Here is a 13,139-nt window from a genome sequence, read left to right as displayed (position 1 = left end):
AAGTTTTTTATTATGATCATTGACGATCGTTTATAGATTGCGGGAAATCGTTCAATGAAGAATGCCACGCTGCGCCAGCTGAAAGTATTCGAAACGGTGGCCCGCCACCTTAGCTTTTCGCGCGCGGCGGAGGAACTGCACCTCACCCAACCCGCTGTTTCCACACAGGTTCGGCAGCTGGAGCAGCACGTGGGGCTGCCGCTCTTCGAACAGCTCGGCAAACGCATCTACCTGACGCCGGCGGGCACCGAGATGCTCCACTACAGCCGCAGCATCATCCAGCAATTCCGCGAAGCGGAAGACGCGATGGCGCAGCTTAAGGGTATATCCGGGGGGCGGCTCAACGTCGCCGTGATCAGCGCCGGTGACTATTTCTTCCCGCGGCTGCTGGCCGAATTCATGAACCGGCATGATGGCGTCACGCTCAACCTTGCCGTGCACAACCGCGAGGAACTCCTGCACCAGCTGGGCGGCAACCTGACCGACCTGGCCGTGATGGTCCGCCCGCCGGAGGGCATGGATACCATCGCCGAGCCGTTCGCGCCCCACCCCTATGTGATCGTCGCCGCGCCAAACCACCCGCTGGTGGGCGAGCGCAACATCCCGCTGGCCGGCCTGACCGAGGAAGCGTTCGTGTCGCGCGAGAAAGGATCGGACACCTGGAACTCGATGCAGGAAGGCTTTGCCGGCCGGCTGTCGAACCTGCGCATCGCCATGGAGATCAAGAGCACCGAGACGATCAAGCAGGCCGTGATTGCCAACATGGGCATCGCGTTCCTGTCCGCACACACGGTGGGGCTGGAGCTGCAGGCCGGCAAGCTCGCGGTGCTGGACATCCAGGGCTTCCCGGTCATGCTCAACTGGTATGTCGTCCACCGCAAGAACAAGCGCCTGCCGCCTGTGGCGCTGGCTTTCAAGCAGTTCCTGATGGAGGAAGGCCACACGCTGATCCAGCAGATCACGGGCGTGGAAGGCTTGATCCGCCCCCATCGGCCCAAGTCATCCCATACATAAACGATGACTTATGGTTTTTCGCTGAAACTTTAATTATCGTAAATCGTTCCCCGGGCCTAAGCTCCACTCCACACGCGAAAGACGTGTGTTGTTCAACCCGAGGAGACGATCATGAACCACCTCCAGTCAGACGCGCCCGCCACCGCCGCAATGTCGGCGGCCGTCAGCGAGATGCGCCGTCCTGATCGTGACAACCAGTTGGCAGCCTTCAACGCCGCGTTCGAAGAACTCGGCCTGCGCTTCCGCTGGGACATGCCGATGTTCGACTGGCTTTGCGGCATCGAATGCGAGAAGACGCGCGTCACGCGCTACATCGAGCACTACCATGCCCACCTGCTCACGGCCTATGACGCGCCGTTCCTGAGCCAGCTGATTTTCGACAAGAAGAACGCGTACCTGAAGGCCCGCGAAGGCGCCGGCATCAACTGATTCCGCGTAACGCCTTCCTGGCGCCGACACCCTCCGCTGCGGGCCCCTTCAAGGGGCCCGTTGCTTTTATCGGCGGTTGTGGCCCCAAGCATCCTTTCCAGCACATCTCCTTGCATTCGTTGGTATATCACATACCATATTCCAATAACGATATCAGACCGGCAGCAGTTTGCCGGCCAGACGCACAAGGAGACACGTGAATATTCACGAGCATCAGGCAAAGGAGCTGCTGAGGCGCTACGACGTGCCCGTCCCCCCGGGCTGCGTGGCCTTCACGCCGGACGAGGCCGCCCACGCCGCACGCAAGCTGGGAGGCCCGGTCTGGCTCGTCAAGGCGCAGATCCACGCCGGCGGCCGCGATGTAGGGCGCTTTGCCGGCGATGATTCGGGACAGGGCGGCGTCCGCGTCGCCACGTCGATCGACGCGGTGCAGGCCCACGCGGCCCAGATGCTGGGCCAGACCCTGGTGACCGGCCAGACCGGGCCGGCGGGCCGGACGGTGCGGCGCTTCTACGTCGAGAAAGGCGTGGAGGTGGAGCGCGAGCTGTTCCTGGGCATCGAGATCGACCGCGCCACGTCGCGTGTCGCCATGCTGGCCGCCCCCGACGTCGACGCGGGCACCCGCGCCCTCAAGGTGACGATCGATCCGGCCACCGGCATCCAGCCGTTCCATGCGCGCCGGCTGGCCTGCGCGATGGGGCTGTCCGGCCGGCAGGTAGACGCCGCCACGCGCTTTGTCCATGCCGCCTACCGCGCCTTTGTCGAGCTCGATGCCTTGCTGCTGGAAATCCATCCGCTCGGCGTCACAGGCTGCGGCGACCTGATCGCGCTGGACGCGACCTTCCGGTTCGACGACAGCGCCCTCTTCCGCCATCCCGAGATCGAGGCCATGCGCGACGAGAGCGAGGAAGACCTTGCCGAGGCCGAGGCGGCACACCACGGGCTGGCCTATGTGCGGCTGGGCGGCAATATCGGCTGCGTGGCCAACGGCGCCGGCCTGGCGATGGCCACCATGGACCTCGTCCGGCTGGGCGGCGCCGAACCGGCCAGCTTCCTCGACCTGCGCAGCGACGCCACCCCGGAACACTTCGCTGAAGCCTTCCGGCTGCTGCGGGCCGACCGGCAGGTCGAAGGCATCCTGCTCAACCTTTTTGGCGCCACCGTCCACTGCGACGCGATGGCCGAAAGCGTGGTCGCCGCCGTGCGGGACACCGATCTGACCCTGCCAATCGTCGTCCGGCTCGAAGGCATCCGTGCCGACCTGGGCCGCCAGATCCTGCGCGATGCGGGCCTGCCCATCGTCAGCGCCAGCCATCTGGCCGAGGCAGCCGGGAAAATCGTGGCCGCCGTCGGCGCCAGCCGCAAGAAAGGAGCGCCATGCCTGTGCTGATCGACAAGAACACGCGCGTGATCTGCCAGGGCTTTACCGGCGCGCAGGGTACGTTCCATGCCGAACAGGCGCTGGCCTACGGCACGAACATGGTCGGCGGCGTCACGCCGGGCCGGGGCGGCGAATCGCACCTGGGCCTGCCAGTGTTCGACACCGTGGCCGCGGCGGCTGAGGCCACCGGCGCCAATGCGTCGGTCATCTACGTGCCGCCCGCGTCGGCCGCCGATGCGATCCTGGAGGCCATCGACGCCGGCATCGCGCTGATCGTCTGCATCACGGAAGGCGTGCCGGTCATGGACATGGTGCGCGTCAAGCGGGCGTTGTCAGGCTCCGCCAGCCGCCTTGTCGGGCCGAACAGCCCGGGGATCATCACGCCCGGCCAGTGCATGATCGGCGCGATGCCGGGGCCGCTCCACGCGCCGGGCCGGATCGGCGTGGTGTCGCGCTCGGGCACGCTGGCCTATGAAGCGGTGGCGCAGACCACGGCGGCCGGGCTCGGGCAATCGACCTGCATCGGCATTGGCAGCGACCCGGTGCACGGCACGGACTTCATCGACTGCCTGGCGTTGTTCATGGCCGACGACCAGACCGAAGGCATCCTGATGATCGGGGAAATCGGCGGCTCGGCCGAGGAGGAAGCGGCGCGGTTCTTGCGCGACGCGCGCCGGCGCAAGCCGGTGGTGGGCTACATCGCCGGGGCCACGGCGCCGCCGGGACGCCGCATGGGCCATGCGGGCGCCATCATCTCGAACGGGACTGGCGCGGCACAGGCCAAGATCGACGCCCTGCGCGGCGCCGGCGTCCACGTGGCCATGTCGCCCGCGGAACTGGGGTCGACGATGGCGGCGGCGTTGAAATAGGCAGCGGGAGCGGGCTGGCCCCGCCCCCCCTGTGCACCGAAGCGGCGGACGAGAAGTCCGCCCGGCCTGCGTCAGCCAGCGCCGGCCACGGCCGATGCCTTGGCTTCCAGCTCGGTAATGCGCTTGCGCAGCGCCCGTTCTTCCTGGAAGCGCGCGGTCTCGTCGCGGATCACCGCCACGATGCCGGTGATTTCCCCGCCGGCGCCGTGCATCAGCGCCACGGTAAAGGCGATCGACATCGCGTCTCCGCGCTTGTTGACCGCCGGCACCTTCAGCAGGTCGTGGCCGTAGCGGGTCTGGCCCGTGGCCATGGTCTTGTCGTAGCCCTCCCAGTGCCGCGCGCGCAGCCGCTCGGGAATGATCAGGTCCAGCGACTTGCCCAGGGCTTCTTCCTGGGTATAGCCGAACATGTATTCCGCGGCCGGGTTCCACAGCGTGATGGCGCCGTCGGGGCCGGAGATGATGACCGCGTCGCCGATGGCGGACACCAGTTGCTGGTAGTCGATTTCAGTCTGCATGGTCATTCCTGAGGAATGGGGAGAAGGATCTGCTGCACCGCCCGGTCAGCGGGCGACTCATTATGGCACCGGCCTTGCGGCCGGGCCGACGGGGCGTCCGGGAGCCCAAAACACGCCGGGGCCGCGTGGCATGCCATCCACGCGGCCCCGGCACCCGGACGCTGGCGCCAGGGCGCCAGCACCTGGGTCAGATGACCTGGGCCTCGCGCAGGCGGGAGATATCCTCCTCGCTGTAGCCCAGCCCGGCCAGCACCTGCTCGCTGTGCTCGCCCAGCAGCGGCGACCCGGTGATCTCGGGCTTCATGTCCGAGAACTTGATCGGGCTGCCCACCGTCAGGTACGTGCCACGCTGCTTGTGCGGCACCTCCACGATCGACCCGCTCTTGCGCAGCGATTCATCCGCGGCGATTTCCTTCATCGACAGCACCGGCGAGCAGGGGATGTCGAACTTGCGCAGGATGTCCACCGCTTCGTACTTGGTCTTGTCGGCCAGCCAGGCTTCGATGGTGTTGAAGATGTCGAAGATGTGCGGCTGGCGCGCCTTGGGCGTGTTGTAGTTCGGGTCGGTGATCCACTCTTCCTTGCCCAGCGCCTTGCAGATCGGCTCCCAGGCGTGGCCCTGGATCGTGAAGTAGATGTACGCGTTGGGATCGGTCTCCCAGCCCTTGCACTTCAGCACCCAGCCCGGCTGGCCGCCACCGCCGGCGTTGCCGCCACGCGGCACCACGTCGGTGAACGTGCCGTGCGGGTACTGGGGATACTCTTCCAGGTAGCCCAGGCGGTCCAGGCGCTGCTGGTCGCGCAGCTTCACGCGGCACAGGTTCAGCACGGCGTCCTGCATCGACACGGCCACCTTCTGGCCCTTGCCGGTCTGCTGGCGGCCGATGATGGCCGTCAGGATGCCGATGGCCAGGTGCATGCCGGTGTTGGAATCGCCCAGCGCGGCAGCCGACACGGTCGGCGGGCCGTCCCAGAAGCCCGTGGTGGATGCGGCACCGCCCGCGCACTGCGCCACGTTCTCGTAGACCTTCAGGTCTTCATAGTGGTGGCCGTCGCTGAAGCCCTTGACCGATGCCACGATCATCATCGGGTTCAGCTCGTTGATGCGCTCCCACGAGAAGCCCATGCGGTCCAGCGCGCCCGGGCCGAAGTTTTCCACCAGCACGTCCGACTCGCGGATGAGCTGCTCCAGGATCTTCTTGCCTTCCGGCTTCTTGGTGTCCAGCGTCAGCGAGCGCTTGTTGCTGTTCAGCATCGTGAAGTACAGCGCGTCGGCGTCCGGAACGTCGCGAAGCTGCGTGCGGGTAACGTCGCCCGATCCGGGGCGCTCCACCTTGATCACGTCCGCGCCAAACCACGCCAGAAGCTGCGTGCAGGCGGGGCCGGCCTGGACATGCGTGAAGTCGATGATCTTGATGCCGTTCAGAGGTAGGTTCACGTTCTGTCTCCCATTGGAATGGAGGTGAAATGCAGGGGATTACTTCTTGGCCGAGCTTTGCGGATTGAGGTTGGTCAGCCGACCGCTTTCGGTGCCCGCGGCCGGATCGATCACGGCGTTGACCAGCGTGGGCTTGCCCGACCGCAGCGCGTCGCGCACCGCGGCTTCGAGTTCCTGGGGCGTGGTGGCGGTGTGGCCCGCGCCACCAAACGCCTCCATCATCTTGTCGTAGCGGGCGCCCGGCACGAACATCGTGACAGCCGGGTCCTTGCCGCCCGACGGGTTGACGTCGATGCCCTTGTAGACACCGTTGTTGTTGAACACGACCACGCAGATCGGCAGGTTGTAGCGGCAGATCGTCTCCACTTCCATGCCCGAGAAGCCGAACGCGCTGTCGCCGCACACGGCCAGCACCGGCTTGCCGGTTTCCACCGCCGCCGCCACCGCGTAGCCCATGCCCACGCCCATCACGCCCCAGGTGCCCACGTCCAGGCGCTTGCGCGGCTGGTACATGTCGATCACGGCGCGCGCGTAGTCCAGCGTGTTGGCGCCTTCGTTGACGAACGGAATGTCCGGATGGTCCTTGACCACGTCCTTCAGCACGCGCAGCGCGCTGTGGAAGTTCATCGGCGACGTATCCCTGGCCAGCGTCTCGGCCATCTTCGACAGGTTCTTGTCCTTGCGCTCCTCCACCGCGCCCAGCCAGTCGGCGCCCGGCTTGGCAAAGTCGTTGCCGATCTTGCCCAGCAGTGCCGACACGCACGAGCCGATGTCACCGATCACCGGCGCGGCGATGGCCACGTTGCTGTCGATCTCGGTCGGCGAGATGTCGATCTGGATGAACTGCTTCGGCTTGCCCCAGGTCTTGCCCTTGCCGTGCGACAGCAGCCAGTTCAGGCGGGCGCCCACCAGCATCACCACGTCGGCTTCGGCCAGCACGTACGACCGCGCGGCCGACGCCGACTGCGGGTGCGTGTCTGGCAGCAGGCCCTTGGCCATCGACATCGGCAGGTACGGGATGCCGGTCTTCTCGACCAGCGCGCGGATATCGGCATCGGCGCAGGCATACGCGGCGCCCTTGCCCAGCAGGATCAGCGGACGCTTGGCGCCCTTGAGCAGCTCCACGGCACGGTCCACCGCGTCCGGCGCGGGCAGCTGGCGCGGGGCGGGATCGACAACCTTGATCAGCGACTTGCGGCCCTGCTCGGCTTCCATCGACTGGGCCAGCAGCTTGGCCGGCAGGTCGAGGTAGACCCCGCCCGGACGGCCCGATACGGCCGCGCGGATGGCGCGGGCCACGCCTACGCCGATGTCTTCGGCGTGCAGCACGCGGAAGGCGGCCTTGGCGTGCGGACGGGCGATGGCCAACTGGTCCATCTCCTCGTAGTCACCCTGCTGCAGATCGACGATCTCGCGCTCGCTGGAGCCGCTGATCAAAATCATCGGGAAGCAGTTGGTGGTGGCATTGGCCAGCGCCGTCAGCCCGTTCAGGAAGCCGGGCGCCGACACGGTCAGGCAAACCCCGGGCTTCTGCGTCAGAAAGCCGGCGATGGCCGCCGCGTTGCCTGCGTTCTGCTCATGGCGGAAGCTGATGACGCGCATGCCGTTGGCCTGCGCCAGGCGGGCCAGATCGGTGACCGGAATGCCGGGCAGGCCGTAGATGTTCTCGATGCCATTGAGCTTCAGCGCGTCAATGACCAGATGAAAACCATCGGTTTGTGCCTGTTGCTCTTCCACAGCGTGACGCTGCAGTTCGTTGCCGACTTCTGCCATGGTTGCTTCCTTCTTTGCAAAGTGACGGTGATGGGAATGTCTCTGCTGGGATGTCTTCAACGGCTGCCCCGGTGTCTCCTCCTGAGGCCGCATCCGCCGGTGACGCTGAAATACGGTATGTGATATATCAACAATCGGCAAGGAATTTTCCCGTGTTGCGACCAACTTTCGTCGATGCAACGCAGCATTTCCTGCAAACCGGGGCGTAAAAAAGACAACGCCCCGCCCTGCCCAGGCGCAGCCGGCTTCAGCCGCGCATGTGGTTGACGAGCGCGCCGATCCCGCGGATCGACACCTCCACGACCGCGCCGTCCTTCATCGATCCAACCCCGATCGACGTGCCGACGGCAATCACGTCGCCCGGCATCAACGTCATGTCCTGCGACAGCCGGCTGACCTGCTCTTCTGGCGAAAACACGATGTCCGACAGCGGGTAGTTCTGCCGCTCGACGCCGTCCAGGCGGGTCACCACGCTGGCGGCGCGCCAGTCGAAATCGCGGACGATGGCCGGCCCGATGCACCCGAAGGTGTCCGAGCCCTTGGCGCGCGTCCACTGCGGGAAATTGGGATCGGCGTTGAGCAGTTCGCCCGCCGTGACGTCGTTGACGATGGTGTAGCCAAAGATGTGCGACGCCGCCGCGCTGAGCGGCACGTTGCGGCATTCGCGCCCGATGACGATGCCAAGTTCGCCCTCGTAGGCGATCTTGCCGGTGTAGCCACTCGGCCGCACGATCGCGTCGCCGGGGCCCGCCAGGGAGCTAGCCGGCTTGAGCAGGAACAGCGGATGCACGGGCACCGACTTTTCCAGCCGGGCCGCCAGCGCGTGGAAGTTGTTCCATAGCGCCACGATCTTGCCGGGCTGGCACGGCGCCAGCAGTTCCAGCGCGCCATAGCTGTAGGTGTTGCCCGTGGGGCGGGGATCGGCATAGCCGGGACCATCGTATTCGATGACCCGGTCGGCATCGGCGTCGTCGATCCGGCCGTAAGCGGTGTCGCCGTCAGGACGGCGGAAGCGAATCCAGGTTTGCACGGCAGCGTTCCTTCGGCAGGCGGCGGGCGTGCCGCGCCTGCGCTGTCAGCGGAAATGGAAGCCCCTGTCAGGGGCCGTGGAGATGGGCCCGCGCGGGCCGGGCGCCGGCGTCTAGATGGCCCCCGCCACGCGCAGCGCGGCGATCTGCGCCGGCGAGCGGCCCAGCCATTCCAGGATCTCGTCGGTGTGCTCGCCCAGCAGCGGCGAACGCTCCACGCTGACCGGCGACGCCGACATCATGATCGGCGAGCCAAGCTGCACGTACTTGCCGCGCGCCGGATGCTCCAGCTCCACCAGGTAGCCGCGCTCGTAGAGCGAGCGGTCCTCGATCAGGTCCTTCATCGACAGGATCGGGCCGCACGGCACGTCCACCTGGTTCAGCGCGTTCATCACCTCGAACTTGCTGCGGCCCTGCGTCCATTGCTCGATGATGCCGAAGCAGGTGGACAGCTTTTTCAGCCGCACTTCCGGCGTGGCGAATTCCGGATCGGTGATCAGGTCCTCGCGGCGGCACAGGCGCATCAGCGGCTCCCAGCCCTGCGGCTGGATGATGACGTAGACGTAGTCGTTGGGGCCGCCCGGCGCGCAACGCAGCGCGGCGCCCGGCTGGCCGCCGCCCGACGCATTGCCGGCGCGCGGCACGTGGTCGTCGAACTGTTCGTTGGGATACTCGCGCAGCGGGCCGGCCTCCAGGCGCTGCTGGTCGCGCAGCTTCACGCGGCACAGGTTCAGCACGGCGTCCTGCATGGCCACTTCCACGCGCTGGCCGCGGCCCGAATGCTCGCGCTGCAGCAAGGCGGCCAGAATGCCGACCACGCAGTGCACGCCGGTGCCCGAATCGCCAATCTGCGCGCCCGTCACCATCGGCGTGCCGTGGGCCTCGCCCGTGGTCGAGGCCGAGCCGCCCATGCACTGCGCCACGTTCTCGTACGCCTTGCAGTCCTGGTACGGGCCGGGGCCGAAGCCCTTGATCGACGCATAGATCATGCGCGGATTCAGGTTCTGGATATGGTCCCAGTCGAACCCGGCGCGGGCCAGCACGCCCGGGCCGAAGTTCTCGATCAGCACGTCGCTCTGCTGGATCAGGTCTTCCAGCAGCGCCTTGCCTTCCGGCGTCTTCATGTTCAGCGTCAGGCTGCGCTTGTTGCTGTTCAGCATGGTGAAGTACAGGCTGTCGGCATTCGGCACGTCGCGCAACTGCGCGCGCGTGATGTCGCCCCGGCCCGGCATTTCGACCTTGATCACGTCGGCCCCCATCCATGCCATCAACTGCGTGGCCGACGGACCGGCCTGCACATGGGTCATGTCAAGGATGCGGATGCCATCCAAAGCTTTGCGCTGCTCCGGGCTGCTGGTGTCGCTGGGGTTCCGGCTCTCGGCCATGCTTGTCTCCTGGGTTTGCGTGTTCTTTTGACATACAGTATGTGGTATATCACGGAGATGCAAGAGGGTTTCACCCCCATATGCGCAGGTTTCGTCGTTGCAGCGCAGCAAACGCAATTTGGCCGCACGCGCAGCCTTGCAAAAGGCTGTTCAGGGGGATTCAGAGACCGGGGGAACGGCGCTCACACGCCAAGGACGACGCGCCGCATGCCGGGGGGGCGGCGGATGGGGAGATGGGAAGGGAGGTGCCGGCGCGTGCCCGCACCGGCCAATGCTCAGCGGCCAAACATCGCGTGACGCGACAGGCCGCTCAATCCAGGAAATCGCAATACTTCTGCACGTACTCGGCCAGGTCCAGCGAATGCTGGCGCACCAGGCGCTCGGCCAGTTCCGTGTCGCGCTTTTCCAGCGCCTCGATGATCCGCAGGTGGTCGACGATCGATCGCGCCGCGCGGTCGCTCTGCGAGATCGTCATCTTCCGAATGGCGCGCACATGGACAAAGATGTTCTTGATCTGGTCCATGATGATCTGCGACTTGGACAGCTGCACGATCGCCTGGTGGAACGCGATGTTGGCGTCGGAGTATTCCTCGATATGCTCGGCCGGCGTCGAATCGCGGAAGCTGTCGAACATATGGCGCAGCTTGCCGATTTCCTCGTCCGAGGCGTTCTCGGTGGCCAGCCGCGCGGCCATGCTCTCCAGCGCGGCCCAGACCTGGATCATCTCCACGATCTCGCGCTTGGTCTTGCGCGTGATATAGATACCCCGGCGCGGCACGGTGCGCAGGAAGCCTTCCTGCTCCAGCAGCGTCATGGCCTCGCGGATCGGCGTGCGGCTCACGCCCAGCGCTTCGGACAGCACGCGCTCGTCCAGCCTCACCTCCTCGCGCGACTGGTAGATGTCGGCGTCGGCAATGGCCTGGCGCAGCATCGCGTACGCCTGGTCGCGCAGGCTGGCGCCCGCATTGATCGGTTGCAGCGACAGGGACAGCCCGTGCGGCTGTACATGCGGCTGGACTTCGGGTTGGCTTTGGGCAGACATGAATGCACTCATCAGTGGCCGGAGCCCCGGGTGCCGGTTGGCACCCGGTGGCGGCCGACCCTTCGCGAACGTCATTCCATCCAGTTTGGCATGGCGCCATGCGTCCTGCTCATCTATCTTGGGCAGGCGCGCATGGCAACGTGGGCGAAGGGGCCGATCCGGCCTTTCGTATATGGTATATCACATCGAAGGCAGGACCGGAGGGTCATTGCCCTCCGCCCTCAGGCCGCGCGCGCCACTGGCACCGCTGAGGCCTGTGCCGCCGGTGCCGCCTGCGCTGCCTTTGCCATGGTGTCGCGCTGCTTGATCAGGCCCAGCACCGCGTCGATCATCGGCGTGGGCTGGCCGATCATCCGACCCATTTCCTGGACCACCGTCAGCAGCGGGTCGATTTCCATCGCCCTGCCCGCCTCCAGGTCCTGGAGCATCGACGTCTTGTGCGCCCCCACCGCGCCCGCGCCGTCGATGCGGCGCTCCACGTCGACGCGGAAATGCACGCCAAAGCTTTCGGCGATGGCTTTCGCCTCCAGCATCATCTGCTTCGACAGCGCCCGGGTGGCCGGGTCCGACGTGATGACATCCAGCGTCCCATGGGTCAGCGCGCTGATGGGGTTGAAGCACAGGTTGCCCCACAGCTTGAGCCAGATCTCGTCGCGGATGTTGTCCCGGACCGGCGCGTCCAGGTCGGCCTGGCCCATGATCTCGGCCAGCCGCGTCACGCGCGCCGAACGGCTGCCATCGGGCTCGCCAATCGGAAATTTCTTGCCATAGACGTGCTTGATGACGCCCGGCGCCACGATCTCGGCCGCCGGGTACAGCACGCAGCCGATGGCGCGCTCCGGCCCCAGACCATTCCACTGCTTGCCGCCCGGGTCCACCGATTCCAGCGTGCGGCCGGCGAATTCGCCGCCATGCTGGTGGAAGTACCAGTACGGAATGCCATTGACGCCGGTCACCACGGCCGTGTCCGGGCCCAGCAGCGGTTGCATCAGGTCCACCACGCCCGGCACCTGGTGCGCCTTGAGCGTGATGAACACGTAGTCCTGCGGGCCCAGTTCGCGCGGATCGTTGGTACATCGCACTTTCGCCACGCGCTCCTCGCCCTCGATCTGCAGGCGCACGCCGTGGGCCTGCATCGCGGCCAGGTGCGGCCCGCGGGCGATGAAGCTGACGTCGGCCCCGGCCAACGCCAACTGCGCGCCCATGTAGCCGCCGATGGCGCCGGCCCCATAGATACAAATCTTCATGGTTGTCTCCTCGATTGTGATGATAGTGATGCGTTAGATGTCTTGGTATATCACATACTATATTTCACAATCGCGGTTCGACAACCTCGATCTGCATCCGCGCGCGCACTGACCCGCTGTACCGGTTCCGTCCACGCCGCGGTGTGCGCTACCATGTGGGCTGTTGTCCGCTTGCGGGCCGCCGCCCCGGCCTGTCGTCCACCGTCCCCCCCGGAGATCTGGAGTCCGCATGGAAACATTGCTCGCACTGGTACGCGACCCGTCCGCCTGGGCCGCGCTGGCCACGCTGGTGGCCATGGAGATTGTGCTCGGCATCGACAACCTCATCTTCATATCGATCCTCACCAACAAGCTCCCCGAGCAAACCCGGGAAAAGGCCCGCCGCATCGGTATCGGCCTGGCGCTGATCCTGCGGCTGGCGCTGCTGGCCACCATCGCGATCATCGTGGCGCTGACCGAGCCGGTCTTCACAGTCTTCGGCAAGGGCATCTCGTGGCGGGACATCATCCTGATGGCCGGCGGTGCATTCCTGGTCTGGAAGGCGACACGCGAGATCCACCAGCACGTGGCGCCCGACGCCGAGCACGGCGACGAAGCGGCAAAGGTGCGCGCGGTGCCCAGCTTTGCCGCCGCCATCGGCCAGATCCTGGTGCTGGACCTGGTGTTCTCGATCGACAGCATCATCACGGCCGTCGGCATGACCGATCACGTACCGATCATGTTCGTGGCCGTGATTGCCGCCGTGACCGTGATGCTGGTGGCCGCCACGCCGCTGGCCAACTTCATCAACCGCAATCCGACCATCGTGATGCTGGCGCTGGCCTTCCTGATCATGATCGGGATGACGCTGATTGCCGACGGCCTGGGCCATCACGTGCCCAAGGGCTACATCTACACGGCAATGGCGTTCTCCACGGCCGTGGAGGGGCTGAACATGCTGGCGCGCCGGCGCCGCGAGAAGGCGCGCGGCAGCCACCCGGCCTGATCCGGTCTGCGGCAGGCCGGGCAGTGGTCC

General features: G+C 66.2%; 12 protein-coding genes. 5 read left to right on the top strand and 7 right to left on the bottom strand.

All coding sequences use genetic code 11. The annotated features are described in order from the left end of the window. Positions 1 to 54: 54 nt before the first annotated feature. The 4 genes from EPAKOI_RS18765 (at position 55) to sucD (ending at position 3,693) form a co-directional block, all read left to right on the top strand. Positions 55 to 1,014, top strand: a complete 960-nt coding sequence (locus EPAKOI_RS18765; RefSeq protein ID WP_124685254.1) for a LysR family transcriptional regulator — start codon at positions 55 to 57, stop codon at positions 1,012 to 1,014. A 111-nt stretch (positions 1,015 to 1,125) separates the two neighbouring features. Continuing rightward, entirely contained in the window at positions 1,126 to 1,443 is a 318-nt protein-coding gene (locus tag EPAKOI_RS18760) for a LysR family transcriptional regulator (RefSeq protein ID WP_423194269.1), read from the top strand. Positions 1,444 to 1,639: 196 nt separating this feature from the next. Beyond that, positions 1,640 to 2,833, top strand: a complete 1,194-nt coding sequence (gene sucC, locus EPAKOI_RS18755; protein ID WP_423194268.1) for an ADP-forming succinate--CoA ligase subunit beta — start codon at positions 1,640 to 1,642, stop codon at positions 2,831 to 2,833. Beyond that, the gene (gene sucD, locus EPAKOI_RS18750) at positions 2,821 to 3,693 is read left to right on the top strand and encodes a succinate--CoA ligase subunit alpha (RefSeq protein ID WP_423194267.1); all 873 of its coding nucleotides are present in this window, start codon (positions 2,821 to 2,823) and stop codon (positions 3,691 to 3,693) included. Before sucC ends, sucD begins: the two co-directional genes overlap by 13 nt. Positions 3,694 to 3,764: 71 nt before the next feature. Here the strand turns inward: sucD and EPAKOI_RS18745 are convergent, their stop codons facing one another. The 7 genes from EPAKOI_RS18745 to EPAKOI_RS18715 form a co-directional block, all read right to left on the bottom strand. Then, a complete protein-coding gene (locus tag EPAKOI_RS18745) occupies positions 3,765 to 4,211 on the bottom strand; it encodes a PAS domain-containing protein (protein ID WP_124685258.1) in 447 nt (148 codons plus the stop codon). Positions 4,212 to 4,398: 187 nt separating this feature from the next. Beyond that, a complete protein-coding gene (gene frc / locus EPAKOI_RS18740) occupies positions 4,399 to 5,649 on the bottom strand; it encodes a formyl-CoA transferase (protein WP_124685259.1) in 1,251 nt (416 codons plus the stop codon). Positions 5,650 to 5,688: 39 nt separating this feature from the next. Further along, positions 5,689 to 7,422 (bottom strand): oxalyl-CoA decarboxylase, encoded by a 1,734-nt coding sequence (gene oxc / locus EPAKOI_RS18735; RefSeq protein ID WP_423194266.1) that lies wholly within the window; start codon positions 7,420 to 7,422, stop codon positions 5,689 to 5,691. A 247-nt stretch (positions 7,423 to 7,669) separates the two neighbouring features. Beyond that, on the bottom strand, positions 7,670 to 8,452 hold the full coding sequence (locus tag EPAKOI_RS18730) for a fumarylacetoacetate hydrolase family protein (RefSeq protein ID WP_313836906.1): 783 nt from the start codon (positions 8,450 to 8,452) through the stop codon (positions 7,670 to 7,672). 111 nt (positions 8,453 to 8,563) lie between these two features. Further along, positions 8,564 to 9,835, bottom strand: coding sequence for a formyl-CoA transferase (gene frc / locus EPAKOI_RS18725; RefSeq protein ID WP_124685262.1), 1,272 nt, complete (start codon positions 9,833 to 9,835; stop codon positions 8,564 to 8,566). Between the two features lie 310 nt (positions 9,836 to 10,145). After that, positions 10,146 to 10,877, bottom strand: a complete 732-nt coding sequence (locus tag EPAKOI_RS18720) for a GntR family transcriptional regulator (RefSeq protein ID WP_124685263.1) — start codon at positions 10,875 to 10,877, stop codon at positions 10,146 to 10,148. A 221-nt stretch (positions 10,878 to 11,098) separates the two neighbouring features. Next, entirely contained in the window at positions 11,099 to 12,124 is a 1,026-nt protein-coding gene (locus EPAKOI_RS18715; RefSeq protein ID WP_313836909.1) for a 2-dehydropantoate 2-reductase, read from the bottom strand. A 229-nt stretch (positions 12,125 to 12,353) separates the two neighbouring features. Between EPAKOI_RS18715 and EPAKOI_RS18710 the strand changes: the two genes are divergently transcribed. Then, a complete protein-coding gene (locus EPAKOI_RS18710) occupies positions 12,354 to 13,109 on the top strand; it encodes a TerC family protein (RefSeq protein WP_423194265.1) in 756 nt (251 codons plus the stop codon). The last annotated feature ends 30 nt before the right edge of the window (positions 13,110 to 13,139 follow it).

Origin of the sequence: Cupriavidus sp. H18C2 (genome assembly GCF_049393795.1) — a bacterium.
In the GTDB taxonomy this organism is placed as follows: domain Bacteria; phylum Pseudomonadota; class Gammaproteobacteria; order Burkholderiales; family Burkholderiaceae; genus Cupriavidus; species Cupriavidus pauculus_C.
This window is presented reverse-complemented; position numbering and strand designations above follow the sequence as displayed.

Bases quoted from the DNA above. Each gene is read 5' to 3' on its own strand.
- EPAKOI_RS18765 (WP_124685254.1), top strand. From the start codon at position 55: ATGAAGAATGCCACGCTGCGCCAGCTGAAAGTATTCGAAACGGTGGCC.
- EPAKOI_RS18760 (WP_423194269.1), top strand. From the start codon at position 1,126: ATGAACCACCTCCAGTCAGACGCGCCCGCCACCGCCGCAATGTCGGCG.
- sucD (WP_423194267.1), top strand. From the start codon at position 2,821: ATGCCTGTGCTGATCGACAAGAACACGCGCGTGATCTGCCAGGGCTTT.
- EPAKOI_RS18745 (WP_124685258.1), bottom strand. From the start codon at position 4,211: ATGCAGACTGAAATCGACTACCAGCAACTGGTGTCCGCCATCGGCGAC.
- oxc (WP_423194266.1), bottom strand. From the start codon at position 7,422: ATGGCAGAAGTCGGCAACGAACTGCAGCGTCACGCTGTGGAAGAGCAA.
- frc (WP_124685262.1), bottom strand. From the start codon at position 9,835: ATGGCCGAGAGCCGGAACCCCAGCGACACCAGCAGCCCGGAGCAGCGC.
- EPAKOI_RS18720 (WP_124685263.1), bottom strand. From the start codon at position 10,877: ATGTCTGCCCAAAGCCAACCCGAAGTCCAGCCGCATGTACAGCCGCAC.
- EPAKOI_RS18715 (WP_313836909.1), bottom strand. From the start codon at position 12,124: ATGAAGATTTGTATCTATGGGGCCGGCGCCATCGGCGGCTACATGGGC.
- EPAKOI_RS18710 (WP_423194265.1), top strand. From the start codon at position 12,354: ATGGAAACATTGCTCGCACTGGTACGCGACCCGTCCGCCTGGGCCGCG.